Below are 24,699 nucleotides of genomic sequence, written 5' to 3'. Positions count from 1 at the left end.
CAACGGGAGGGCTCGCCCGTTGCCGGGTGGCACCTTTGTTCCCCTGATTCGAGGGCGACGGACGGGGCCGCAGCTCACATGTCGGTGATGAGGCGGAGCGTGGAGCAGTCGGCAACGTCCTCGCTTGCGGTCGACCTGGGCGGCATCGACCTTGTCCGTGGGCTGGATCGCCCGTCGGAGAGCAGCCGAAGTGTGCTCCGCGAAGCGTCAGACACACGGCGTTGACTGTGGCCATGATCCCCAAGAGCCTCATCCATCAGGTCGAGAGCGCGACGGTCCGTGATCGCGACGGCGCGACGGTCGGCAAGGTGACGCAGGTGTTCCCCTCCGACGAGGACGGCAGTGCTGCCTACGTCAGCGTCGCGACGGGACTGCTCGGGAGGCATCAAGCGATCGTCCCGGTCGAAGACGCCACCTTCGACGGCACGGATCTGCACGTCGGGTACGCGAAGAGCTCGATCCAGGGCGCGCCCTCCCTCGGCGCCGATCACGCCCTGTCCCTCGCTCAGGCGAATGCCGTCCGCAAACACTTCGGGCTGTCCGCAGCTGGCGCGGCGACCGGGGACATGGGCGACCCGAACGAGAACCTCGACCAGGCCGGGACAGGGCCTGCGGGTGCGGATGACACCGAGGGTGCGGGGACGACGCCGCCGGCGTAACGGTGCCACAGCGAGGACATTCGCTTCCTCTCAGCACTCCTCGGCGAGTCCAGCCGCTGTGACCTCGGAAGTCTTGAGTCGAGCGTAGGTCGGCGCCTCAACAGACCATCGCCCACCGGCACCGAGTTCAGTTCGGGGGGCGAGCACGCCTCTACCGCCGCGCAGCAGCACCGGACGTTGCAGGCTGCGTGGCGTCCAGCGGGTCGTGAACAAACGCGAGGAACTCGCGGCCGAGTTCGGTGGCGAAAGTCCAGTAAGGGCGGCGGTCACTGCCCCTCGTCTCCCAGTCGAGGTTGCCGAGCTTCCGCAAAGCGTCGTCGTTGGGGTCAGTGCTCGCGATGTCGATGATCAGGTTCAGCCCGATCAGTCGCCGCTTGCGCTCGATCACGCGAGATTCGCCTTCGTCCTCGATGAGAGATTGCATCTCCGCGACCTTCATGTCCGAGGCGGTCTGTTCGATCAGCTGCAGCATGACCGCATCGCGAGCTTGAACCCGCTCGAGCGCATCAGCGAATCTGTCGGGATCGTCGATACCAACGATGCGGTTGAGGAGGGCTTTGCGGAGGAGGGCGCGCTTGTCGTCGGAGTCGCTCTCGAGGAGCTGACGGATAGTGCGCTGGAGCGCAGCCTGGAAGGCTTCCGAGTCTGCGAGGCCTTCGTCAAGGACGACCAATCCAGACCGCTGCAGGCGGGTCAGATCGTCACGCAACTCGACGAGGATGCGCGCTTGGCGGCGCTGCACCGCCGAGCCCAGAGCCCTGTTGGCTATAACTGCAATCGGGCCGCCCACGATCGGAACAAGTGAAAGAGCCGCCTCGACCACGGCGCTGCTGATGTCTTCGATCTGATCTTTTCGGTCCTCGTCCACGGATGAATCGTACGACCACGACGCGCAACCCCGAGCGCGCGCACCGCGGCACCGCGGCACCGTCCGTCCATACTCCATTTGTCACAAACCCCGGTGGGCTATCGAGCCCTGCTCGCCACGAGGAAGAGGACGGCGGCGGTTGCAGCCGCTCCGCAGAAGGCGAGGGCGGTCGCACGCGCTCCGGCAAGATCGTGCGCCGCCTGCTCCGCGCCGCGGCCGAGGACCGCCACATCGGCGACACGACCACGCTGGCCGACCCGAAGTTCGTGTCAACGATCTCGGACATGGTCTGACCGACCGCTGAGGAGGTCTAGCTCGGGGCGAGGTAGTTGTAGGCGGTGCGGAACCGGACCAGAACGTCGCCGAGGTTGAGGAGCATATGGATCGCGAGCCACACGTAGACCGGTGTCCACCACCACGACACAACCTGCGGCGAGTTGAGCACCTTCGGGTTCGGGTCAAGCGGTTCCGTGAACGCGGATCCGACGGCGAGCGTAATCACCAGAGCCAAGGCGACGAAGATCGTGTAAGTCACGATGGCGCGCATGTCTTTGATGATCTCGGCGAGGCCATGGGCGTTCTGAAGTGACTTCTCATCCTTCCGCAGCGTGACCGCGGTGTTGAAGATCAGCGTCAACAGGCCGAACAGCAGCGCCGTGAACACGGACATCGAGGTCAAGAACGGGGTGACGGTTCCAAGGCGCACATGCACGAACAGGAACACCACGGCCGGGACCGTCGGCGTCAGGTAGAGCCGCAGGACGGCCCGGGTGCGATCGGAGATCACCGCGCTCGTGCGCGCTCCGCTCCACGTCTGCTCGTAGTCACGCAGCATCATCCGCATGTGCCGCGGAACGATGTGGATCACGCTCACCTCCCACCTCCCACCTCCTACGACGACAACAACCATCCATCGGGCAGCGTCACTCCGAGCCGCCCCAAGAACGCTTCCGCCTGAGCTTCCCACAGCCGCTGCAGCTCAACATCAGTCAAGCGACCTTTCAACGGGTACACCAGCTGGGGAAGCCGATCGCTCTCCACCACGAAGTTCTTCTGCGGCGCCTTGTCCCCGAACGCGACCTCGAGCCGCTTGCTCTCCAGCTCAGACCGATCGACGGGTACCAGGTTCTGAAGCTGCTCGAGAAGGTCCTGCGGTGCGCTGTTCCCGCGGAGCGCTTCTAGCTCGAGCAGCTGCGCGCTGAGTTCCTCACTATCCGCGACGGTGAAGGCGCTGCGCGGCGCCGGCTTCCAGCCCTGCTTCTTCTCACCGTTCCTGGTGACGTCCCCCCAGATGCTCCGACGCGACTCCAAAGGCGCTACTTGCGCCAACAAGCGGTACTCCGCATGACGCCGATCGAGCGCGTCGAAGAGGAGCTTCTTCACGTCGCCAGTCATCCGGGACAACACGTGTCCCTCTGCCGCGACGCGCACGGACATGTCCTCGTCGAGAGTGGACGCATCCTCCTTCGTCGCGGTCATGTTCAGCACCTCCGTCACTCGAAGAACCTGCTGGCCGGCGAGCTCCTTTCGCCAGTCGTCAGTCTCGGCGTACGCATCGACGCGAATCGCGACGTCAAGAGCCTTGGCGATCGGCAGGATGATGTGCTTGTAGATGAGGTCCTTAAGGTGGCGACCGCCAACACGCTCCACGAAGAGAAACCCGAAGTACGAGCCCTCAGGGATGTAAAAGCCGGCCCGAAGCTCGCTCAACAGCGCGGTGTTCAATCCCGTCTCCACCTCATCGCCGGTGTCGATGTCGTACGCCTCGCCGGGATTACCTACCGGCCCCCTCCGCATCCACAACAGCGTGCTCCGCCCGAATGGGTTGTTGCGCTTGACACGGAACCCCTCCGCGAGGATCTCGTTGTGGTGAAAGCCATCACCGATCGCCTGCAGCTCGTCGCTGATCCTTCCCAGCAGGTCCACGTGGCCCTGGCCGACGTCGTTGAGCCGATACAGCTGACGTGGACGGTGTGGCGGAGCAACACGGATCAGGTATGGAAGGTAGGCGTAAGCGGTCATCTTGAGCTTTCGACGGGGAGCGGGATTGTGCCGCCGACTTGTGATCGACGCTCACATCCTGCAGATGTTCTACAGCACTCCCCCGACACCGCGCCGGAGTCGCTCAAGTACGGACAACCTGGCGTTTTATGCGTCTCGCTTGCCAGTGCTCCATCGGACACCGCCTCCCGCGGCCCCGGCTCCACGGCCTTCACGTCTCACATAGCTCGTCCGGACCGAATCTCGATGAGCGCCCCCTGTCCGGCCGCATCAGCGACTCCACCCGTCAACGAAGAACGCCCCGCCAGCCGAAGCCAGCGGGGCGCCCCCACGAATCAGACCAGACTCAGAAGTCCCAATCCTCGTCCTCAGTCTTCTCCGCCTTGCCGATGACGTACGACGACCCCGACCCCGAGAAGAAGTCGTGGTTCTCGTCGGCGTTCGGCGACAGTGCCGACAGGATCGCCGGGTTCACGTCCGTCGTCTCCTTGGGGAACATCGGCTCGTAGCCCAGGTTCATCAAGGCCTTGTTTGCGTTGTAGTGCAGGAACTTCTTGACGTCCTCGGTCAGCCCGACACCGTCGTAGAGGTCCTGCGTGTACTGCACCTCGTTCTCGTAGAGCTCGAACAGCAGGTTGAACGTGTAGTCCTTGATCTCCTGCTTGCGCTCCTCGGAAGCGCCCTCGAGGCCCTTCTGGAACTTGTACCCGATGTAGTACCCGTGGACGGCTTCGTCGCGGATGATCAGGCGGATCAGGTCGGCGGTGTTGGTGAGCTTCGCGCGCGAAGACCAGTACATCGGCAGATAGAAGCCGGAGTAGAACAGGAACGACTCGAGCAGGGTCGAGGCGACCTTGCGCTTCAGGGGGTCGTCACCGGTGTAGTAGTCGAGGACGATCTGGGCTTTCTTCTGCAGGTTCACGTTCTCGGTGGACCAGCGGAAGGCGTCGTCAATCTCGGGCGTCGAGGCAAGCGTCGAGAAGATCGAAGAATAGCTCTTCGCGTGCACCGACTCCATGAACGCGATGTTCGTGTAGACGGCTTCTTCGTGCGGGGTGATCGCGTCGGGGATCAGGCTGATCGCGCCGACGGTGCCCTGGATGGTGTCGAGCAGCGTCAGGCCGGTGAAGACCCGCATGGTGAGCTGCTGCTCCGCCGGCGTCAGCGTGTTCCACGACTGCACGTCGTTCGACAGCGGCACCTTCTCGGGGAGCCAGAAGTTGTTCACCAGCCGGTTCCAGACCTCGACGTCCTTGTCGTCCTGGATGCGGTTCCAGTTGATGGCACTGACCGCACTGATCAGCGGGATGGACTTGCCCGTGGCGTGGACCGGGTCGGTGAGAGTCATGGATGTTGTCTTCCGGATTCGAGATGGTGATCTGATGGCGGACTGGAGGCGCGGTGCGGGCTGGCACCGCGCCTCCAGAATGTGGGCAGTCGCGTCAGCGACCAGCCGCTACAGCATGCAGCTGACGCAGCCCTCGACCTCGGTGCCCTCGAGCGCGAGCTGGCGGAGACGGATGTAGTAGATCGTCTTGATGCCCTTGCGCCATGCGTAGATCTGCGCCTTGTTGATGTCGCGCGTGGTGGCGGTGTCCTTGAAGAACAGCGTCAGGGACAGGCCCTGGTCCACGTGCTGCGTCGCCGCGGCGTACGTGTCGATGATCTTCTCGGCACCGATCTCGTACGCGTCCTGGTAGTAGTCCAGGTTGTCGTTCGTCATGAACGGCGCCGGGTAGTAGACGCGACCGAGCTTGCCTTCCTTGCGGATCTCGATCTTCGACGCGATCGGGTGGATCGACGACGTCGAGTGGTTGATGTACGAGATCGAACCGGTCGGCGGGACGGCCTGCAGGTTCTGGTTGTAGATGCCGTGCTCCTGGATGGACGCCTTCAGCGCCTTCCAGTCGTCCTGCGTCGGGATCGTGATGTTCGCGTTGTCGAAGAGCGAGGCGACGCGAGCCGTGGCGGGGGTCCACGCCTGATCGGTGTACTTGTCGAAGAACTCACCCGACGCGTACTTCGAGTCGCGGAACCCGTCGAAGGTCTCGCCGGTCTCGATCGCGATCTTGTTCGACGCACGCAGGGCGTGGAACAGCACCGTGTAGAAGTAGATGTTCGTGAAGTCGATGCCCTCTTCGGAGCCGTAGTACACGCGCTCACGAGCGAGGTAGCCGTGCAGGTTCATCTGGCCGAGGCCGATGGCGTGCGACTTGTCGTTGCCGTCCTCGACGGAGCGGACCGACGTGATGTGCGACATCTGCGACACCGAGGTGAGGCCGCGGATGGCGGTCTCGATGGTGCGACCGAAGTCCGGCGAGTCCATCGTCAGCGCGATGTTCAGCGAGCCGAGGTTGCAGGAGATGTCCTTGCCGATCTCGTTGTACGAGAGGTCCTCGTTGAACGTCGTCGGGGTGTTGACCTGCAGGATCTCCGAGCACAGGTTGGACATGTTGATCCGACCCTTGATCGGGTTGGCCTTGTTCACCGTGTCCTCGAACACGATGTAGGGGTAGCCCGACTCGAACTGGATCTCGGCGATGGTGGTGAAGAAGTCGCGCGCCTTGATCTTCGTCTTCTTGATGCGCGAGTCGTCGACCATCTCGCGGTACTTCTCGGAGATCGGGACGTCGCCGAACGGGATGCCGTAGACCTTCTCGACGTCGTACGGCGAGAAGAGGTACATGTCCTCGTTGTTCTTCGCGAGCTCGAACGTGATGTCCGGCACGACGACGCCGAGGGACAGCGTCTTGATGCGGATCTTCTCGTCGGCGTTCTCACGCTTGGTGTCGAGGAACCGCATGATGTCCGGGTGGTGGGCGCTGAGGTAGACCGCGCCGGCACCCTGACGCGCACCGAGCTGGTTCGCGTAGGAGAAGGAGTCTTCCAGCAGCTTCATCACGGGGATGATGCCCGAGGACTGGTTCTCGATCTGCTTGATCGGGGCGCCGGCCTCGCGGATGTTGGAGAGGAGCAGGGCCACGCCGCCGCCGCGCTTCGAGAGCTGCAGCGAGGAGTTGATGCCGCGAGAGATCGACTCCATGTTGTCCTCGATGCGGAGGAGGAAGCAGGAGACGAGCTCGCCGCGCTGGGCCTTCGCGGTGTTGAGGAACGTCGGGGTCGCGGGCTGGAAGCGGCCGGCGATGATCTCCTCGACGAGGTCGATCGCGAGCTGCTCGTTGCCCTGTGCGAGGCCGAGGGCGGTCATCACGACGCGGTCCTCGAAGCGCTCGAGGTAGCGCTTGCCGTCGAACGTCTTGAGCGTGTAGCTCGTGTAGTACTTGAACGCACCGAGGAACGTCTGGAACCGGAACTTCTTCGAGTACGCCAGGTCGTTGAGCTTCTGGATGAAGTCCAGCGAGTACATGTCGATCGTCTCGCGCTCGTAGTACTCGTTCTCGACCAGGTAGTCGAGCCGCTCCTTCAGGTTGTGGAAGAAGACGGTGTTCTGGTTGACGTGCTGCAGGAAGAACTGCTTCGCGGCTTCACGGTCCTTGTCGAACTGGATGTTCCCGTCCGCGTCGTAGAGGTTGAGCATCGCGTTGAGGGAGTGGTAGTCCATCCCCGTCTGCGGCGACGTCAGATCGACGTCTGCAACTGCTGCGTCCAAAATGCATCCAATCCTGTGTTGACCGCTGACACGTCGTCAGGAGTCCCGAAGAGTTCGAATCTGTAGAGGACGGGGACGTTGCACTTGCGTGCGATGACGTCCCCCGCGAGGCCGTAGGCCTCGCCGAAGTTCGTGTTGCCCCCGACGATCACACCGCGGATGAGCGAGCGGTTGCGTTCGTCGTTGAGGAACTTGATGACCTGCTTGGGGACCGCTCCCTGCCCGTTGCCGCCACCGTAGGTGGGCAGCACCAACACGTACGGCTCGTCCACGTGGAGGAACGGGTCGTTCGGGTAGAGCGGGATCCGGTCCGCGTCACGGCCGAGCTTCTCGACGAAGCGTGCGGTGTACCCGGACACGCTCGAGAAGTAGACCAGTCGGCTCATGGTGCCCCTCCGATGAGAAGGTGCGGACAGACGGACCGTGGGTGTCCTGCGGTGGTGATCCGAGCCTCCTGAACGAGCTCGGGTCACCACCCGCGGACGTGGGTCGAACTACGCGAGTTCGGCGCTGAGCGTCGCGATCTTGTCGGGACGGAAGCCCGACCAGTGGTCGTCGTCCGTGACGACGACGGGCGCCTGCAGGTAGCCGAGGCTCTTGACGTGCTCGAGCGCGGCTTCGTCGGTGGAGACGTCGTGCACTTCGTACTGGATGCCCTTGTTGTCGAGCGCCCGGTACGTCGCGGTGCACTGGACGCAGGACGGCTTGGTGTAGACGGTGACGGCCATGATCTCCCCTGGTTCTGCTGTTGCTGTGGTGGTTGTCTTGATGCCTGTGTGCAGCAGGTTCCGGGAGGGGCCGCTGCGATGCCTCCACACTACATCTAGTGGCTGGCGGAGTCACCGACCACAAGAGGAAGTGTTACAGCCGTGTAGTTCTCCACAAGCTCCTCCACAGTGTGAACAGCTCGGAGAGGCCCGTGATTCCGCCATTCTCCAGCGGACCACCGACACTTCCCCACACCCGTGGACAGCGTCGATCCACATGTGTGGAATCAGCGTGTCGGCGTGTCGCGGGCAAGTCGCTGTCCACACCTCCCCCGGACGGGTGACAGGGCCGTCCGTCCGGTCCGTACACTCGTCTCGTGAGCACGTACGGCCCCCTCCTCAAGACTCCCGGCGTGGGTCGCGTCATTGCCGCGCAGCTCACCGCACGGTTCCCCTTCGGCATGCTGTCGCTGGCCTACCTGCTGCACGTCGAGCACGTCTTCGACTCGTACGGTGCCGCCGGTCTCGTGCTCGCGACGACGAGCATCGGGCAGGCGATCGCGGGTCCGCTCACCAGCCGCTGGATGGGCAGCTGGGGCATGCGGCCGGTGCTCGTCCTGACGAGCCTCGTCGCGCTCGTGAGCATGGCCGTCATCGCGTTCTTCGTCATGCCGCTGTGGGCCTACGTGGTCGTCGGGTTCCTGGGCGGCCTCGCCGTCCCGCCCGTGCAGCCGGCGGTGCGCACCATCTACCCCAAGATGGTGACCTCGTCGCAGCTCACGCCCCTCTTCTCACTCGACGCGAGCGCGCAGGAGCTCATCTGGGTCGCCGGCCCGGTCATCACGACGTTCGTCGCGACGCAGATCGGCACCGTCCAGGCGATCGTCGTCGCGATGGTGTTCCTGGTCGTCGGCGGCACGTGGTTCATCGCCTCCCCCGAGCTCGGCCGGGTCCGCATCCCGCGGTCGAAGCGCGCGTTCGGCGTCGTCCTGAAGCGGCCGTCGGTCGTCGTCGCCACCCTCACCGGTCTCCTCCTCATCGGGGCCTGCGCCGCGGTCGAGGCGAGCGTCACGAGCGTCTTCGGCGAGGGCAGCCCGAACGCCGGCATCGTCCTCGCCGTCTTCGCGGTCGGGTCGCTCATCGGCGGCCTCACGCTCGGCCACCTGCCGATCTCGCGCAACACCCTGTGGACGCGCATGTCGATCGTGTTCGTCGGACTCGCCCTGGCCGTCGGCGGCACGAACTTCTGGTGGCTCTGCCTCGCCCTGGTCATCGCCGGCGCGGGCATCGCTCCGGCCCTCGCCGTCATGTTCGGCTCGGTCTCGGCGACGGTGAAGTTCTCCGACACGGCCGAGGCGTACGGCTGGATGGGTACCGGCCAGCTCATCGGTGCAGCGGGCGGTTCCGCGGTCGCCGGGTTCCTCATCGACAGCCAGGGGGCGACCGGCGGGATGATGGTCGGTGCCGTGATGGCCGCGGTGGGCGTCGTCCTGCCGCTCGTCACGAGGTGCTGGCTGCCCGACCTGCGTGGTCGCGACGCGAGCCCAATCCCCGACACCGAGCCGGTGAACATCCCCACCTAGGTCGCGAAACACGCGTGTTTCGACGTCCCGTGCGTCGATCGACGCGTGTCACGTCGATGTCGTGGTGCGACGCCCAGCCTGGAGGCGCGGCGCGCCCCCGCCACGATCGGCAGGATGGGTGCATGGTCACCTCAGTCCCCCTCCGCGACGGCGCGTCGATCCCCGCCATCGGCTTCGGCGTCTACAAGGTCGACGACACCGAGGCCGAGACGGCGGTCGGTCTCGCGCTCGACGCCGGCTACCGGCACGTCGACACCGCCGAGATGTACGGCAACGAGACCGGCGTCGGGAAGGCGATCCGCGCCTCCGGGCTCGACCGTGACGACGTCTTCGTGACGACCAAGGTGTGGAACGACCACCAGGGGCGCGACGCGACCCTGCGGGCGTTCGACGCGAGCCTCGAGCGACTCGGGCTCGACACCGTCGACCTCTACCTGATCCACTGGCCGGCCGCGGCGAACGACCGCTACGTCGACACCTGGCGCGCCCTCGTCGAGCTGCGCGAGTCGGGGCGCGCGCGCAGCGTCGGGGTGTCGAACTTCCAGGTGCCGCACCTCGAACGGCTCATCGACGAGACGGGCGAGGTCCCGGCGGTGAACCAGGTCGAGCGGCACCCGTGGCTGCCGCAGCGTGAGCTCACGGCATTCCACGCGCAGCACGGGATCGTGACCGAGGCCTGGTCGCCGCTCGGACGCGGGCGGCTCATCGACGAGCCGGTGCTCACCGGCATCGCGGACGCCCACGGGGTGAGCGTGGCGCAGGTGCTCGTGCGGTGGAACGTGCAGCAGGGGGTGGTGGTGCTGCCGAAGTCGGTGACGCCGTCGCGGATCCGGTCGAACCTCGACGTCGACGGGTTCGTGCTGAGCGACGACGACCTCGCGGCGATCGCGTCGCTCGAGTCGGGGCAGCGCACGGGGTCCCACCCGGACTCGGTGTCCTGACGCGCGTAGGTTCTTCGGGGTGAACGATCCTCAACAGACCGCGCGTGAACACCTCCAGCCGGACGAGCACCTGTACTGGGCGGGGACGAGCGATCCGGCGAAGCTGTTCGCCGGACAGGACGTGTTCCTGGTGCCCTTCTCGGTGCTCTGGTGCGGGTTCGCCGTGTACTGGGAGGTCACCGCCGCGACGTCCGGCGCGCCGACGTTCTTCCTCGTCTTCGGGGGCGTCTTCATCCTGCTCGGCCTGTTCTTCGTCTTCGGCCGTTTCCTGCTGAAGGGTCACCGGAAGCGCACCACGGTGTACGCGGTGACGTCTCGCCGAGCGCTCGTCATCACACCCCGCGGCTCGCGTGAGGTCTCGGTGGGCCGCACCAACCGGACCATCACGTGGAGCAAGGACCGTCGGCACTGCTCGGTGGAGTGGAACACCGGCCAGCCGTCCGGGCTCCCGGCGTTCGTCAGCGGTTCCGGAGCGGCACGCCTCTACGCGAACACGGGTCTCGACGCGTTCGCCTTCGGCCCGCAGCGGTTCGCGTTCTGGGACGTCCGCGACGGTGAGGAGCTCGTCCGCGAACTCGACCGGGTGGCGAGCTAGCCCCGGCGGTCCTCCTCGGACTGCCACGGCAGGTGCAGGTCGCCGGGCTCCGGCTCGACGTCGCCCGCGTCGTCGGCACCACCCGTGCCCGGAGCGGCGACGATCCGCGAGGGGTCGATGCCGTCCGCCTCGAGGTCGGCGCGATCACGCTGCGACGTCTGCGAGGCCTCGGTCTCCCGCTCGCTCGACGGGCTGTACGAGGTGTCGGCCGCGCGCTGCTCGCGCTCCCCGACCCCGTCCGCGCCCTCGTGGTGTGCGGCCTCGCGCAGGGCGTCGGTGCGTGCGTGGTCGTCGGAGTGCTCGGGGCCCGGGACGTCGGGGATGCTGTCGCTCATGGCGCCGACCGTAGGCCTCGCTGCCCGAGCGACGTCCCCGGCAGTCCGATCGACGCACCCGACCGGTGGTCCGCCCGAGGGCGACCGCTCGATCCCGCAGCATCGGTACCGATCCGGTCACGAGCCCGGAACGCGCCCCGACCCCACGCTACGATCGCCGCGGGCCAGGCGAGATCCGACGCCGGCCGGGGACGAGGGGGATCATGCGACGAGCGGTGACGAGGGGACGGACGACTGCGGTGGTGCTGCTGGCGGCGGTCGCAGCCATCGGACTGACCGGCTGCTCGGTGTTCAGCGGACCCGATCCGGTGCCGAGTCCGACCCGGCTGGCCGTGCAGGGACCGGACGCCACCGAGTTACCGACGCCCTCCGCCTCCCCGACCCCCGAGCAGGTCCTCCCCGCCGGGACGGTCGCCGCCGAGACCGACGTCGTGTCGAAGACCGGGGACACGTCGATCCACGTGCGGGTCACGGCCGATGCCGACGGTGTGTTCACGGTGCACCTCTCGGACTACCGGACGACGAACCCGCAGCCGATGTCGATCCAGTTCCGCCACCGCGTCGCCGGGTTCCAGGACGGCTACGACGCGGTCGCCCGCGGGTTCGTGCAGTGGGACCGCGCATCCGGACCGCCCGACTCGTACACGCTCGACGCCGGCGCACGGCCCGACTACCTCGCGAGCGCCGTCCTGGTGCCGATGTCGTCCGACGACGGCAGCAGTGACGCGGACCGCCCGTGGGTCGGCTCGGTGCTCGCGGTCGGCACGCTGACGTGGAAGATCCCGAATCCCTACCCGGACCTGCGCGTGACCGTGGGGAAGGCCCGCCCGGGTGCGTACGGGTACGTGAAGGACGTCGACGGCACGCCCACCTGGTACATGGTGTCGCACGGCGACGACCTCACCACGGTGTCGAAGCGCTTCGGCGTCACCCCGGCGCAGTTCGAGTGGATGAACCCCTACCTCGAGCTCCGCGGCGACAAGTGGCTCAACGAGGACGCCACCCTCAACATCTCCCCCGCGAACCGCTGACGCCGGGGTCGGTCCGGTCCGTTACGGTTGACCAGCACTCGCCACACGCAGGAGGTCCCACCGTGACGATCGTCGCCGCAGCAGACGGCTCAGCCCTCGGCAACCCCGGCCCGGCCGGCTGGGCCTGGTACGTCGATGACGACCGCTGGGCCGCCGGTGGGTGGCCGAACGCCACCAACAACCAGGGCGAGCTGACCGCCGTCCTCCAGCTGCTCCGCGCCACGAAGGACACCGGCGAGCCGCTGCACATCCTCTGCGACAGCCAGTACGCGATCAAGGCGTGCACCGAGTGGCTCGCGGGCTGGAAGCGGAAGGGCTGGCGGAAGGCCGACGGCAAGCCCGTGCTGAACGTCGAGATCATCAAGGAGCTCGACGCCGAGCTGCAGGGGCGCAAGGTCACCTTCGAGTGGGTCCGTGGCCACGTCGGGCACGAGATGAACGAGGCGGCGGACGTCCGCGCCCGCGGTGCTGCGACCGCCTACCAGCAGGGCACCGAGGTGCCGCACGGCCCGGGGTGGCCAGGGGTCGAGGTCACCGAGCCGGCCGCGCTGCCCGAGGCGACTCCGCCCGCGACCCTGTTCTGACCGTCAGAGCGGCCGGTCCGAGAGCGGCCGCTCCCAGAGCGCGACCGTGCTGACGAGGTGGTCGTACCGGTACGGCTTCTCCTCCCCCGTCGGCTCGTACCCGAGCGCCCGCCAGAACGGCTCCGCCACCGACGCGTTCGACGCGACGATCCCGAGGCGCAATCGTTCCACGCCCGAGCGCCCCGACGCCGCCCGGACCCGCCCGACGACCGCGTCGTGCATCGCCCGCCCGAGCCCCCGACCCTGCTCGCCCCCTCGGACGACCAGCAGCCCGATGTACGCGACGGCGGGCGACGGGTACCCGAGCAACACGTCCGCGAACGCCACGAGCCGCTCCCCCTCCCACAGCCCGAGCCCGACCTTCCCCGCCGGATCGAACCCGTCCGGCACCGACAGCAGCGCGCTCAGCCCGTCGGACGGCCCCGGCGGGTACCCGGTGATCCGCAACGCGTAGTCCGGCACCGACTCGAGCAGGTCCTGCAGCGCGCCGACGTCGCCGTCGGCCGAGGAGCCGCCGAGCTCGCGCACCACGGGCATCAGTCGACGTCCACGTCCGACCAACCGTCGAAGCGACCGATCTCGGTGACCCGCACCACGGCCTCACCCGCCTCGTCCGACGCGTCGAGGTCGATCGTGGCTGAGAACCCGAAGTCCTTGTCACCGGCGGGATCGGCGAAGATCTGCCGCGCACGCCAGACGCGTGCCGAGCCCGCCGCACCGGACACCCCGGTGGCCCCGGCCTCGTCGAGCACCAGGTACTGCATGGACCGGGCGTCGGCACCCGTCCCGATCTCGTCGTGCGCCTCGAAGTACTCCTCGAGCACGGCGTCCCACGCGTCCTCGCCGAAGCCCGCCGCTCCGTCCAGCGCCGCGAGTCCGGCGACGTCGTCGGCGGCGGCGAGCAGGACCCGCTGGAACAACGCGTTGCGGACGAGCACCCGGAACGCCCGCGGGTTCCCGGTGAGCCGCGAGGGCTGCGGCGGCGCGATCTCCTCGTGTTCCTCCGACGCGAGCAGGACGTCACCGTTCAGCAGGGCCTCCCACTCGTCGACGAGCGAGGAGTCGGTCTGCTTGACGACCTCGCCGAGCCACTCGATCAGGTCGTCGAGCTCGGGGGTGCGCTGCTCGTCGGCGATCGTCTGCCGCATCGTCCGGTACGCGTCGGAGAGGTACCGGAGCACGAGCCCCTCGGAGCGGGTGAGCTGGTAGAACCGCACGAAGTCGCCGAAGGTCATCGCCCGCTCGTACATGTCACGCACGACGGCCTTGGGCGAGAGCGCGAAGTCGAGGACCCACGGCTGCTCGGCGGCGTAGGCCTCGTAGGCGGCCGTCAGCAGCTCGTCCAGCGGCTTGGGCCACGTGACCTCCTCGAGCAGCTCCATCCGCTCGTCGTACTCGATCCCCTCCTGCTTCATCCGGGCGACAGCCTCGCCGCGCTCCTTGAACTGCTGCTGCGAGAGGATCGCCCGCGGGTCGTCGAGGGTGGCCTCGACGATCGAGACCATGTCGAGCGCGTAGCTGGGAGACGAAGGATCGAGCAGCTCGAACGCCGCGAGCGCGAACGGCGAGAGCGGCTGGTTGAGCGCGAAGTTCGGCGCGATGTCGACGGTCAGCCGGTACTCCCCGTCGACCTTCTCGATCACCCGCGCGTTGATGAGCGTCCGCGCGATGGTCAGTGCCCGCCGGGCCATCGCGAGCTGCCGCGACCGGGGCTCGTGGTTGTCGAAGACGAGCGACCGGACGGATTCGAACGCCGAACCGCCGCGCGCGACGACGGAGAGCACCATCGCGTGCGTGATCCGCATCCGCGAGACCATCGGCTCGGGCTCGGCCGCGATGAGCCGCTCGAACGACGCCTGGCCCCACGACACGAAGCCGTCCGGTGCCTTCTTCCGCTTGATCTTGTTCTTCTTCTTCGGGTCGTCACCGGCCTTCGCGACCGCCCGCGCGTTCTCGATGTCGTGCTCCGGCGCCTCGGCCACGACGTCGCCCTCGGTGTCGTACCCGGCACGACCGGCACGACCGGCGATCTGGTGGAACTCGCGAGCGGACAGCTGCCGCATCTTCGTGCCGTCGAACTTCGTCAGCCCGGTGAGCAGCACCGAGCGGATCGGCACGTTGATGCCGACACCGAGGGTGTCGGTGCCGCAGATCACCGGCAACAGCCCGCGCTGGGCGAGCTGCTCGACGAGCCGTCGGTACTTCGGCAGCATGCCGGCGTGGTGGACGCCGATGCCCGCCCGGATGAGTCGGGACAGGGTCTGCCCGAACCCGGCGCTGAAGCGGAACCCGGCGATGGCCTCGGCGATCTGGTCTCGGCGTTCGCGTGACGCGACGCGCGCCGACATGAGCGCCTGCGCCCGTTCGAGTGCGGCGGCCTGGGCGAAGTGGACGATGTAGATCGGCGCCTTGCCCTCCTCGAGCAGCCGTTCGACCGTCTCCTGCACGGGCGTCATCACGTACTCGTACTCGAGCGGCACCGGACGCGAGACCCCGGTGACCCGCGCGGTGGGCCGTCCGGTCCGGCGCGAGAGGTCGTCCGCGATGGTCGTGACGTCGCCGAGCGTCGCGGACATGAGCAGGAACTGCGCCCGTTCGAGGACGAGCAGCGGCACCTGCCACGCCCATCCGCGGTCGGGGTCGCCGTAGTAGTGGAACTCGTCCATCACGACGACGTCGACGTCGGCATCCGGTCCCTGCCGGAGCGCGAGGTTCGCGAGGATCTCCGCCGTGCAGCACACGATCGGGGCATCGGCGTTGACGCTCGAGTCGCCCGTGACCATGCCGACGTTCTGGGCGCCGAACAGCTCGACGAGCTGGAAGAACTTCTCGGAGACGAGTGCCTTGATCGGCGCCGTGTAGTAGCTCCGCTTGCCCTCGGCGAGCGCGGCGAAGTGCGCACCCGCGGCCACGAGTGACTTGCCGGTGCCGGTGGGCGTCGAGAGCACGACGTTGGCGCCGGACACGAGCTCGATCACGGCTTCGTCCTGCGCCGGGTAGAGCGGGCGCCCGCCCTCGGCCGCCCAGGCCGCGAACGCCTCGTACACGGCGTCCGGGTCGACGACACCGTCGACCGCCGCCGGCAGGGCGGCGACGAGCGGGGGCTGGGTGGTGACGTCGGTCATGGGACCATCCTCCCAGGTGGGTGGTGACGACGAGGCGGACTGGAGGCGCGGTGCGGGCCGGCACCGCGCCTCCTGGGCCACGCATGGATGCGTCCGCATAGACTCACGTCGTGCGCGAACTCGGCTTCCTCTCCTTCGTCCCGAACCACGGCGGCACGGCCGGCGCCGCCGCCGCCCTCGAGGACGGCCTGCGGCTCTTCGAGACCGCCGAGTCGCTCGGGTACGGCACCGGCTGGGTCCGGGGGCGCCACTTCGAGCCGTTCCTGACCAGCCCGATGACCTTCTTCGCGGCAGCCGCCCAGCGGACCAGCACGATCGGCTTCGGTACCGCGGTCCTCGGCATGCGCTACGAGGACCCGATCCGCCTCGCCGAGGACGCCAGCACCGTCGACCTCCTCAGCGACGGCCGCGTGCAGCTCGGCATCTCGACCGGCATCGCGGGCTACGGCCCGATCCTCGACCCGGTGTTCGGCGCGTCCGACCGCAGCTTCCGCGACGAGGCGGAGGCGCGCGCGTCCCGCCTCCTCGAGGTGCTGCAGGGCGAGCCGCTCGGCACCGCCGGTACGGGCTACGAGAGCATCCCGGCCGGCGCCGACCTGACGCTGCAGCCCCTCAGTCCCGGACTCCGCGACCGTGTGTGGTGGGGCGGCGGCAGCATGGGCACCGCGGTGCGGACCGCCGAGAAGGGCCTGCTGCTGCACTGTTCGACCCTGAACACCGAGGACACCGGTGCCCCGTTCGCCCAGGCGCAGGCCGACCAGATCGCCGCGTACCGCGAGCGCTTCGCCCAGCTGCACCCCGACCGCACCCCGAAGGTCGCCGTCGGCCGGATCGTGGTCCCGCTGCTCGACGACCACGACCGCGCCGTGCACGAGGAGTTCCTCACCGGGTACGCGAGCGGCATGGACGACGAGGGGCGGCCGCTCTCGGGGAATCCGCCGTTCCGCTTCAGCAAGGTCGTCTCCGGCGAGCCGTCGGCCATCGTCGACGCGCTGCTCGCCGACCCGGCCGTGCGGTCGACCGACGAACTCGTGATCACCCTGCCCGCGAACGGCGACGCCGCGTCGCACGAGCGGATCCTGCGCATCGTCGCCGAGGACGTGGCACCCATCGTCCGAGCGGAGTGATGCGGGGCATCCGGCGGGCCCGCGCCGGGGGTTGGTGAGTTCCCCCGGGAGCCCGACCGGATGACCATCTCGTCCCTGATCCGCACGGGATGGTGCACCCATCGTTCCACCTACCGAGTGGTTTGTCACACCGGATTGCGGTTGATGGACCGAAAAAGTGACGTTCGTTCACTGGTTTCTCCCAGGCGGGAAGAAGTCAACCGGTTGGCATCTGCCGGAACGAACGAATGCGTCCCCGCGCGGACGCGGGGACGCATTCTGGACGCACCAGGGCCACCAGGGCTCCATCGGCCGGATCAGGAGACCGTGTCGCACGCATGGCGACCCCGTTCTCGGTGCGCACGCCGACGGTAACCAGCCGCCTGGCGCAGATCGATGTTACTGAATGATCACGGCGTCAGCGCGGAAACCGGACGACTTCACGCGGATTGGACCGTCACGGTGCCGGATTCGTCCGACACCGATGCGCCGACGTGCAGCGTGAAGGTGCCGGACTCGTGGGCCCATGCACCGTCCCAGTGCGCGAACGCCCGGGCCGGGACCTCGATCGAGACCTCGGTGGACTCCCCCGCGTCGAGCCGCACGGGCGCGAAGCCGACGAGCCAGCGGACCGGGCGGTCGACCGCCGAGGACTCCCGCGAGGCGTAGACCTGCACGACGTGCTTGCCGGCCCGATCGCCCGTGTTCGCGACGGTCGCGGTGACGATGACCGCGTCGCCCTCGCGAACGGTCGGCGTCGCGGTGACGCCGTCGATCGTCCAGGTCGTGTAGCCGAGTCCGTGGCCGAACGGGTAGGCCGGCTCGGTGCCCGCGCGGAGCCAGGCCCGGTAGCCGATGTGCACGCCCTCGTCGTAGGACACCTTGCCGTCGACCGGGGTGACCTCCAGCACGGGCACGTCCGCCATCGCGACCGGCCAGGTGGTGGGCAGACGGCCGCCCGGCTCGCGAGCACCGGTGAGGACGTCGGCGAGCGCGTTGCCGTACTCCTGTCCGCCGAACCACGTGAGCAGGACCGCGGCGACGTCGTTCCGCCACGGCATCTCGACCGGCGAGCCGGCGTTCACGACGACCACGGTGTTCGGGTTCGCCGCGGCGACCGCACGGACCAGGTCGTCCTGGTGACCGGGGAGCGCGAGCGAGGAGCGGTCGTAGCCCTCGGACTCGACCTTCGAGTTGGTCCCGACCACGACGACGGCGACGTCGGCGCCACGTGCGGCGGCTACGGCCGCGTCGATCAGCACCGACGGGTCCTCGTCGCTCGGCTCGGTGCCGAACTGGTACGCGAGCACGCCGCCGAGGGTCTCGTCCTGGATGACGTCGTACTCGATGCGGATCGCGACGTCCTGGCCGGCCGTCACCGACACGGGCACCGACCGTGCCGGCGGGTTGAGGAACGCGGCGCCGAGCTGGTCGCCCTCGAACGGGACGTCCTCGTCGAGCACGAGCTCGCCGTCGATCCACATGCGCGAGCGACCCGCTGCGCCGATGCCGATCCGGACCGTGCCGGTGGACGGCGCGGTGTAGGTCGTGGTGATGTCGAGCCGGTCGGCGTCGCGCGTGGGGGCGTCGCCGCCGAACCAGAACAGCGCGGTGGCACGGCGGTCCTCGACGTACAGCTCGGTCCCGTCGCGCACGAACGCGACGCGGGCGCCGGGCTCGCCGGTGCCGGGGTTGGTGATGGTGGACAGCGGGAACTCCGCGATGCCCTCCTGCACGACGGCACCGATCGCGTAGTCCACCGCGGCACCCGGGAACGCCGAACGGATCCCGTCGAGCGGCGAGACGACCTGCGACGGCACGACCGTGGCCGAGCCACCGCCCTGCGTGCGGGCCTGGTCGGCGTTGTGGCCGATCACGGCGATGCGGGAGACGGCGGGCGCGTCGAGCGGCAGCACGCCCGTGTTGCGGACGAGGACGGTGCCCTCGGCCTCGGCCTCGCGGACGAATGCGACGCCGTCCTCGACGTGCACGGGCTGCGCGGCCACGGGCTCGAAGCCCTCGAGTGCGCCCACGCGGGCGGCGAGGGTGAGGATGCGGCGGACCTTCCGGTCGATCGCCTCGATCGGCACGTCGCCGGACTGCACGGCGGCGAGCAGCGGCCCCTCGCTCCACCACTGGTTCGGCCCGGGCATCGCGACGTCCTGGGACGCCTTCGCCGAGTCGACCGAGCGGACACCGGTCCAGTCCGAGACGACGATGCCGTCGAAGCCCCACTCGGAGTTCAGCGGCGTCTCGAGCAGGTCGTGCTCCGACGCGGTGACGCCGTTGATCGAGTTGTACGACGACATGATCGCCCAGGCGTGCGCCTCGGTCACGGCCTTCTCGAACGCGAGCAGGTACAGCTCGCGCAGCGCACGGTCGGAGACCTCGGTCGACGCGGTGAAGCGGTCGGTCTCGTAGTCGTTCGCGATGTAGTGCTTCGGGGTCGCGGCCACGCCGTTCTCCTGCACGCCGTCGACGTAGGACGCGGCCAAGTCACCGGTCAGGACCGGGTCCTCGCTGAACGCCTCGAAGTGCCGGCCGCCGAGGGGCGAGCGGTGCAGGTTGATGGTCGGGCCGAGGACGACGTCGACGCCCTTGCGGCGGGCCTCGACGGCCGCTGCGGCGCCGTAGCGCTTCGCGATCGCGCGGTCCCACGAGGCGCTCAGCGCCGTCGCGGACGGCAGGTTCAGCGACGGGTCGCGCTCGTCCCAGACCTCACCGCGGACGCCCGACGGGCCGTCCGACATGAGGATGCGGCGCAGCCCGATCTTCTCGATCGGCCAGGTGGTCCAGAAGTCGCGCCCGGTCAGGAGCTGCACCTTCTCGTCGGTGGTCAGCTGGCCGACGAGCGCCTCGATGCGCTCGGCCGTACTGGAGGCAGTTGTCACGTCGTCCACGGTAGTCACGGTGGTCGGTCCTTTCGTTCAGAGCCAGAACAGGTGGTCAGCGCACGCCGCGGATGCGGGACACCGAGGCGATGCCGAGCAGTCCGACGACGGCGCCGGTGATGAAGAAGCCGCTGTACCCGCCGGTGAGGGCGATCACGCCGGGGGCGGAGGCGGGGACGATCGACTGTGGCAGGGCCTGCGCGATGTTCACCACGCCGAGGTCCTTCGCGTTGTCCTCGTCGGAGGGGAGCACGTCGGTGATGAGGGCGAGATCGACGGCGTAGAAGACACCCATGCCGGCGCCCATCACGAACTCCCCGACGAGCACCATGCCGAGCGACGGCGCGAGTGCGATGAGCACGAGTCCCACCACGCCGACGACACCGGCCACGGCGACGAAGAGCTTGCGGCGGCCGAGCTTGTCGGACAGCCACCCGGCGACGAGCGACGTGAGGACGATCCCCACGACGTTCCACAGCGTGCCCTGGAACACCGCGTTCGCGACGTGCTCGGACTCGACGCCGATGTCGTCGCGCAGGAAGTAGGTCAGGTAGCTCACCGCGGTGTACTGCGCGGCGACCATGAGGAAGCGGGTCAGCCAGGCCCAGCCGAGGTCCGGGTGCTTCACCGGGTTGAACACGAACGACCCGAAGACCTGCCCGACGCTGAGCTTCGACGTCGGCCGGTTGGTGAGCACGCGGTCCCGGAACACGAGCGCGTAGAGCACGACGACGATCGACCCGATCGCGCCGGGGATGATCATCTGCGTCGCCGAGGTCGAGAAGAGCTGCACGAGGAACGTGCCGCCGACGAGCGCGAGGTTCTGGGAGAGCCCGAGCAGCGCCGCGACCCGGCCGCGCTGGGAGCGCGTGACGTGGTCCGGCATGACGGCGGTCAGCGCCGCGATGGTGGCGTTGTAGGCGATCTGCGTGAGGCCCCACGCGAGGACCAGCACGACGGTCGAGGTGGTCGTCGCGACGACCACGAGGCCCGCGAAGCCGACCACGGTGCCACCGATGATCCACGGACGACGCATGCCGAGCCTCCCGGCAGTCCGATCGCTGAAGCGACCGGCAAGGGGGTTGGCGACCATCGCGGCGAACGCGCCCACACCGAGTGCCAGGCCGAGCACGCCCGCCTGGTTGTCCGGCGCGATCTCGGCGACCTTCAGCGCCATGGCGACGAGCACCGGCGGCAGCAGCGCGATGTACAGGCCGAGCATCGCGATCGGCATGCCGAGCGTGTACACGAGCGGATTGCCCCGGCCGCGCGTGGGGGCGACGGCGGTCGGGGTGTCGTTGACGGTCAGGGCATCGTTGGCCACTGCAACCTCTTCTCGGGGACGCCGCCTGCGTCGGCGACTCGCACGCCTTCGTCGGCGGCTCGTGCCACCGTAACACCAAAACCAACCGGGGCTAGGTTTTCTGGGCGGTCGCCGAGAGCGGTACAGTCCTGCCATGGCACGACGGGGTTCGTACGCGAAGGGCATCGCGAAGCGCGAGGAGATCCTCACGACGGCGCTCGACCTCGTCGCGTCGCAGGGCTTCCGTCGCACGAGCATCAAGGACATCGCCGATGCCGTCGGGCTGACGCAGGCCGGGCTGCTGCACTACTTCGACTCGAAGGACGAGCTCTGGGTCGAGATCCTGCGGCGCCGCGACGAGATCGACCTGCAGCACGACTGGCACGCCCCGGACCCGGCAGCGCTGCTCGCCGCGATCGTGCGGCACAACGCCGAGGTCCCCGGCCTCGTGCAGATGTTCGTCAACCTCTCCGCCGCGGCCGCGACCGACCCGGAGCACCCGGCGCACGAGTACTTCCGCGAGCGCTACGAGCGCAGCCGCCGCGACCTGTCCTCCGACTTCCGCGCCATGCAGGAGGACGGACGACTCCGCGTCGACGTCGACGTCGAGGAACTGACGAGCGTGCTGCTCGCGGTCTCGGACGGCATGCAGATCCAGTGGCTGTTCGACCCGTCGCGGGACATGGCGCAGCACGTCGAGCTCGTCGCACGGCTCGCGATCGCCCAGGTCGCCCCCACCGCCTGACCCCGGGCAACGGGGTACGGACAGGGCCTGGCCGGGTCAGGTCGCGCCGGGCAGGATGGAGCCTGCCCGCGAGGGCGACCCGACGACGATGTGGAGTGACGCGATGACGCGTGTAGTGGTGACCGGCGGCAGTGGGAAGCTCGGGCGAGCGGTGGTGCGCGACCTCGATGCGCACGGGTACGACGTGGTCCTGGTCGACCGTGTGCCCTTCCCCGACAAGCCCGAACGGGTGCAGTTCGTCCGCACCGACCTCACCGACCACGGCCAGGTGCTGAACGTCCTGCTCGGCGTCGACGACCGGTACGACCACGTCGACGCCGTGGTGCACCTCGCGGCGGTCCCCGCTCCGGGGCAGGTCCCCGACGTCGCGCTCATCACGAACAACGTGACGTCGTCGATCAACGTCTTCCACGCCGCTCGTGCCGCGAAGATCAAGAACCTGGTGTGGGCGTCGAGCGAGACCCTGCTCGGCATCCCGATGGGCGAGCACCACCCGCCGTACCTGCCCGTCGACGAGGAGTTCGCGGTGCGCCCGCAGTCGTCGTACTCGCTCGGCAAGGCGGTGGAGGAGGAGATGGCCCGCCACTTCACCCGCTGGGACCCGGAGCTGAAGATGATCGGTCTGCGGTTCTCGAACGTGATGGACGAGACCGACTACCCCGCGTTCCCCTGGGACGCCACCCCCGAGGCGAAGACGTTCAACCTCTGGTCGTACATCGACTCCCGCGACGGCGCCCAGGCCGTGCGCAAGGCCCTCGAGGCCGAGCTCACCGGCTTCGAGGCGTTCGTGATCGCGAGCCCGGACACCGTGATGGACACTCCGACGATCGAGCTCGTCGAGCGCTACGTGCCGGACATCGAGCGCCGCGCGGACATCGACGGCGTCAGCTCGCTGCTCTCGTCCGAGAAGGCCCGCGAGCTGCTCGGCTACGCCCCCGAGCACAGCTGGCGCGACCACCGCGCCTGATCGTCAGGCGGCCGGGACGAGCAGGCCGTCGAGCACCAGGTCGCGCGCCGCCGGCAGCAGGTCGGCGGCGAGCACCTGCTCGTCCACCCCGGTGATCTGCGCGAGGGCGCCGACGATCGCCGCCACCGACAGCTCCCCGTCGCAGGCCCCGACGAACGCGGCGAGCGCGGTGTCGGCGTCCACGCGGCGTCCGAGTCCGCCACCCTGCACGAGCGTCATCACGGTCGGGTCGTCGTTGCCCGGCCAGTAGAAGCGCTCCTCGGTGACGTCGCCGGCGACCGCGAGGTGGGCGGCGGCGAGCGCGACGTCGTCGTGCGCGGCGAGCCACGCGGCCGCGTCGAGGACCCGCGCGACCGTCGCGCCGAGACCCGCGGGGTTGGAGCCGAGTGTCTCGGGGACGCGCTCGAAGCGGCGGAGGTGCGCCGCGCCTCTCCCCACGGGCTCGGCCGCCACGTCGCTCCGCAGGCTCCGCGACGCGCCGGAACCGGCCCGCGTGGGCCCCGGCCGGGGCTTCCGGACCACGACGTACCCGAAGCCGACGCCGGTCACCCGACGGTCGGCGAAGTCGTCGAGCCACGCGCCGACCAGCCGGTCGAACTCGGGCGTCCCGGGCTTCGTCCCGCCGTCCCGGATCCACGTCTCGGCGTAGGCGGTGGGGTCCTGCCGTTCCCGCTCGACGACCCAGGCGTCGAGCCCGAGTCCGTCGGCGTCGGCCCGCTCGAACCAGGACCGCACGCGGTCGAGGCCGTCCGTGCCCCAGTGGTACTCCCAGTTGCCGAGCAGCTGCGCGGTCCCGCCGGGTTCGAGGTGCTCGCCGAGTCCGGTCAGGACGGTCTCGACGAGGGCGTCGCCGACCATGCCGCCGTCGCGGTACTCGTAGGCGGGGACGCCCTCGCTGCGGGGCGTGATGACGAACGGCGGGTTCGAGACGATGCGGTCGAAGCGCTCCCCCGCGACCGGCTCGAACAGGGAGCCGAAGCGGAACTCGATGCCGTCGATGCCGTTGAGCTGCGCGTTGAACCGGGCGATGTCGAGTGCCCGGCGGGAGATGTCGGTGGCGACGACCTCGTCGGCGAAGCGTCGGGCGTGCATCGCCTGGATGCCGCAGCCCGTGCCGAGGTCGAGCACGCGACGGACGGGCACGGGGACCTGCAGGCCGGAGAGCGTCGTGGTGGCACCGCCGATGCCGAGGACGTGCTCCTCGCCGAGGGCCGTGCCGAGTGCGAGTTCGCCGAGGTCCGAGACGATCCACCAGCTGCCGGCACCGAGGTCGTCGACGAAGGCGTAGGGGCGGAGGTCCACGGCGGGAGCGACGGAGTCGGCGTCGACGCGGACCAGGCCGCTCGCTTCGACGGACTGCACGCCGGCGGACGGGAACGCGGCGTCCGCGTCGGCGCGACGGACCGAGAGCCCGAGCACGAAGAGCGTCGTGAGGGTGCCGAGCGGTGTCGTGTCGCGAGCGGCGAGCGCCCGGAGCGCCGCGACGCGCGAACCGCGGTGGAGCGACGCGGCGGCCTCGGCACCCCACAGGGCGTCGACCCGCTCGACCGTGAACCCGGCGTCGGTCAGGTCCTGGCGCAGCGCGTCGGTGACAGCGTCGTCGGCGCCGATCGTCGGGAGCGTGTGCGGGGTCCGGGCGGACGCGGCG

22 protein-coding genes are annotated in these 24,699 nt (G+C 68.8%); 9 read left to right on the top strand and 13 right to left on the bottom strand.

Annotation, left to right across the window (positions count from 1 at the left end):
• Window positions 1-233 precede the first annotated feature (233 nt).
• On the top strand, window positions 234-659 hold the full coding sequence (locus BIV03_RS10675; RefSeq protein WP_139201939.1) for a hypothetical protein: 426 nt from the start codon (window positions 234-236) through the stop codon (window positions 657-659).
• 151 nt (window positions 660-810) lie between these two features.
• Here the strand turns inward: BIV03_RS10675 and BIV03_RS10670 are convergent, their stop codons facing one another.
• The 7 genes from BIV03_RS10670 to nrdH all read right to left on the bottom strand — a co-directional run bounded on the left by BIV03_RS10670 (window position 811) and on the right by nrdH (window position 7,866).
• Window positions 811-1,527 (bottom strand): hypothetical protein, encoded by a 717-nt coding sequence (locus tag BIV03_RS10670; RefSeq protein WP_071295678.1) that lies wholly within the window; start codon window positions 1,525-1,527, stop codon window positions 811-813.
• Between the two features lie 310 nt (window positions 1,528-1,837).
• Window positions 1,838-2,395, bottom strand: coding sequence for a hypothetical protein (locus BIV03_RS10665; protein ID WP_139201938.1), 558 nt, complete (start codon window positions 2,393-2,395; stop codon window positions 1,838-1,840).
• A gap of 23 nt (window positions 2,396-2,418) precedes the next feature.
• Window positions 2,419-3,549: a hypothetical protein gene (locus BIV03_RS10660; RefSeq protein ID WP_139201937.1), complete on the bottom strand. Its 1,131-nt coding sequence runs from the start codon at window positions 3,547-3,549 to the stop codon at window positions 2,419-2,421.
• 325 nt (window positions 3,550-3,874) lie between these two features.
• Window positions 3,875-4,876 carry a class 1b ribonucleoside-diphosphate reductase subunit beta gene (gene nrdF, locus BIV03_RS10655; protein ID WP_071295675.1) on the bottom strand — a complete coding sequence of 334 codons (1,002 nt, stop codon included), beginning with the start codon at window positions 4,874-4,876 and terminating at the stop codon, window positions 3,875-3,877.
• Between the two features lie 108 nt (window positions 4,877-4,984).
• The gene (nrdE, locus tag BIV03_RS10650) at window positions 4,985-7,090 is read right to left on the bottom strand and encodes a class 1b ribonucleoside-diphosphate reductase subunit alpha (protein WP_083295195.1); all 2,106 of its coding nucleotides are present in this window, start codon (window positions 7,088-7,090) and stop codon (window positions 4,985-4,987) included.
• 17 nt (window positions 7,091-7,107) lie between these two features.
• Entirely contained in the window at window positions 7,108-7,524 is a 417-nt protein-coding gene (gene nrdI, locus BIV03_RS10645; protein ID WP_022906556.1) for a class Ib ribonucleoside-diphosphate reductase assembly flavoprotein NrdI, read from the bottom strand.
• 108 nt (window positions 7,525-7,632) lie between these two features.
• Entirely contained in the window at window positions 7,633-7,866 is a 234-nt protein-coding gene (gene nrdH, locus BIV03_RS10640) for a glutaredoxin-like protein NrdH (protein ID WP_022904483.1), read from the bottom strand.
• 356 nt (window positions 7,867-8,222) lie between these two features.
• Here nrdH and BIV03_RS10635 point away from each other — a divergent pair, with 356 nt between their 5' ends.
• The 3 genes from BIV03_RS10635 to BIV03_RS10625 all read left to right on the top strand — a co-directional run bounded on the left by BIV03_RS10635 (window position 8,223) and on the right by BIV03_RS10625 (window position 10,964).
• Window positions 8,223-9,428 carry an MFS transporter gene (locus tag BIV03_RS10635; RefSeq protein ID WP_071295674.1) on the top strand — a complete coding sequence of 402 codons (1,206 nt, stop codon included), beginning with the start codon at window positions 8,223-8,225 and terminating at the stop codon, window positions 9,426-9,428.
• 122 nt (window positions 9,429-9,550) lie between these two features.
• A complete protein-coding gene (locus BIV03_RS10630) occupies window positions 9,551-10,369 on the top strand; it encodes an aldo/keto reductase (RefSeq protein WP_071295673.1) in 819 nt (272 codons plus the stop codon).
• Window positions 10,370-10,388: 19 nt separating this feature from the next.
• Window positions 10,389-10,964: a hypothetical protein gene (locus tag BIV03_RS10625; protein ID WP_071295672.1), complete on the top strand. Its 576-nt coding sequence runs from the start codon at window positions 10,389-10,391 to the stop codon at window positions 10,962-10,964.
• On the opposite strand, the gene BIV03_RS10620 is transcribed toward BIV03_RS10625, so the two are convergent.
• Window positions 10,961-11,299 carry a hypothetical protein gene (locus BIV03_RS10620; RefSeq protein WP_071295671.1) on the bottom strand — a complete coding sequence of 113 codons (339 nt, stop codon included), beginning with the start codon at window positions 11,297-11,299 and terminating at the stop codon, window positions 10,961-10,963. The genes BIV03_RS10625 and BIV03_RS10620 overlap by 4 nt on opposite strands.
• 203 nt (window positions 11,300-11,502) lie before the next feature.
• Between BIV03_RS10620 and BIV03_RS10615 the strand changes: the two genes are divergently transcribed.
• Window positions 11,503-12,330 carry a hypothetical protein gene (locus tag BIV03_RS10615; protein ID WP_139201936.1) on the top strand — a complete coding sequence of 276 codons (828 nt, stop codon included), beginning with the start codon at window positions 11,503-11,505 and terminating at the stop codon, window positions 12,328-12,330.
• Window positions 12,331-12,392: 62 nt separating this feature from the next.
• Window positions 12,393-12,914 carry a ribonuclease H gene (locus BIV03_RS10610; RefSeq protein ID WP_070417909.1) on the top strand — a complete coding sequence of 174 codons (522 nt, stop codon included), beginning with the start codon at window positions 12,393-12,395 and terminating at the stop codon, window positions 12,912-12,914.
• A 3-nt stretch (window positions 12,915-12,917) separates the two neighbouring features.
• On the opposite strand, the gene BIV03_RS10605 is transcribed toward BIV03_RS10610, so the two are convergent.
• On the bottom strand, window positions 12,918-13,445 hold the full coding sequence (locus tag BIV03_RS10605) for a GNAT family N-acetyltransferase (protein WP_217637375.1): 528 nt from the start codon (window positions 13,443-13,445) through the stop codon (window positions 12,918-12,920).
• Window positions 13,446-13,450: 5 nt separating this feature from the next.
• Window positions 13,451-16,039, bottom strand: coding sequence for an RNA helicase (locus tag BIV03_RS10600; RefSeq protein WP_071295668.1), 2,589 nt, complete (start codon window positions 16,037-16,039; stop codon window positions 13,451-13,453).
• A gap of 110 nt (window positions 16,040-16,149) precedes the next feature.
• Between BIV03_RS10600 and BIV03_RS10595 the strand changes: the two genes are divergently transcribed.
• Complete coding sequence (locus BIV03_RS10595; RefSeq protein WP_071295667.1) at window positions 16,150-17,166, top strand: LLM class flavin-dependent oxidoreductase; 1,017 nt, start codon at window positions 16,150-16,152, stop codon at window positions 17,164-17,166.
• 419 nt (window positions 17,167-17,585) lie between these two features.
• Here the strand turns inward: BIV03_RS10595 and BIV03_RS10590 are convergent, their stop codons facing one another.
• Window positions 17,586-20,045, bottom strand: coding sequence for a glycoside hydrolase family 3 protein (locus BIV03_RS10590; RefSeq protein ID WP_254790853.1), 2,460 nt, complete (start codon window positions 20,043-20,045; stop codon window positions 17,586-17,588).
• 46 nt (window positions 20,046-20,091) lie between these two features.
• A complete protein-coding gene (locus tag BIV03_RS10585) occupies window positions 20,092-21,360 on the bottom strand; it encodes an MFS transporter (RefSeq protein ID WP_254790851.1) in 1,269 nt (422 codons plus the stop codon).
• A 133-nt stretch (window positions 21,361-21,493) separates the two neighbouring features.
• Here BIV03_RS10585 and BIV03_RS10580 point away from each other — a divergent pair, with 133 nt between their 5' ends.
• Both BIV03_RS10580 and BIV03_RS10575 read left to right on the top strand, forming a co-directional pair.
• A complete protein-coding gene (locus BIV03_RS10580; protein ID WP_083295193.1) occupies window positions 21,494-22,084 on the top strand; it encodes a TetR/AcrR family transcriptional regulator in 591 nt (196 codons plus the stop codon).
• A gap of 103 nt (window positions 22,085-22,187) precedes the next feature.
• Window positions 22,188-23,051 carry an NAD(P)-dependent oxidoreductase gene (locus BIV03_RS10575; protein ID WP_070419385.1) on the top strand — a complete coding sequence of 288 codons (864 nt, stop codon included), beginning with the start codon at window positions 22,188-22,190 and terminating at the stop codon, window positions 23,049-23,051.
• 3 nt (window positions 23,052-23,054) lie between these two features.
• Here BIV03_RS10575 and BIV03_RS10570 read toward each other — a convergent pair whose 3' ends face one another.
• A complete protein-coding gene (locus BIV03_RS10570; RefSeq protein ID WP_071295742.1) occupies window positions 23,055-24,662 on the bottom strand; it encodes a methyltransferase in 1,608 nt (535 codons plus the stop codon).
• Window positions 24,663-24,699 lie beyond the last annotated feature (37 nt).

The sequence above is a fragment of the Curtobacterium sp. MCBA15_016 genome, from assembly GCF_001865105.1.
GTDB lineage: Bacteria > Actinomycetota > Actinomycetes > Actinomycetales > Microbacteriaceae > Curtobacterium.
The sequence above is the reverse complement of the archived record's forward strand: the minus strand, read 5'-3'. Positions and strand labels throughout refer to the sequence as shown.

Bases quoted from the DNA above. Each gene is read 5' to 3' on its own strand.
- BIV03_RS10675 (WP_139201939.1), top strand. From the start codon at position 234: ATGATCCCCAAGAGCCTCATCCATCAGGTCGAGAGCGCGACGGTCCGT.
- BIV03_RS10660 (WP_139201937.1), bottom strand. From the start codon at position 3,549: ATGACCGCTTACGCCTACCTTCCATACCTGATCCGTGTTGCTCCGCCA.
- nrdF (WP_071295675.1), bottom strand. From the start codon at position 4,876: ATGACTCTCACCGACCCGGTCCACGCCACGGGCAAGTCCATCCCGCTG.
- nrdE (WP_083295195.1), bottom strand. From the start codon at position 7,090: ATGGACTACCACTCCCTCAACGCGATGCTCAACCTCTACGACGCGGAC.
- nrdI (WP_022906556.1), bottom strand. From the start codon at position 7,524: ATGAGCCGACTGGTCTACTTCTCGAGCGTGTCCGGGTACACCGCACGC.
- nrdH (WP_022904483.1), bottom strand. From the start codon at position 7,866: ATGGCCGTCACCGTCTACACCAAGCCGTCCTGCGTCCAGTGCACCGCG.
- BIV03_RS10630 (WP_071295673.1), top strand. From the start codon at position 9,551: ATGGTCACCTCAGTCCCCCTCCGCGACGGCGCGTCGATCCCCGCCATC.
- BIV03_RS10620 (WP_071295671.1), bottom strand. From the start codon at position 11,299: ATGAGCGACAGCATCCCCGACGTCCCGGGCCCCGAGCACTCCGACGAC.
- BIV03_RS10615 (WP_139201936.1), top strand. From the start codon at position 11,503: ATGCGACGAGCGGTGACGAGGGGACGGACGACTGCGGTGGTGCTGCTG.
- BIV03_RS10600 (WP_071295668.1), bottom strand. From the start codon at position 16,039: ATGACCGACGTCACCACCCAGCCCCCGCTCGTCGCCGCCCTGCCGGCG.
- BIV03_RS10580 (WP_083295193.1), top strand. From the start codon at position 21,494: ATGGCACGACGGGGTTCGTACGCGAAGGGCATCGCGAAGCGCGAGGAG.
- BIV03_RS10575 (WP_070419385.1), top strand. From the start codon at position 22,188: ATGACGCGTGTAGTGGTGACCGGCGGCAGTGGGAAGCTCGGGCGAGCG.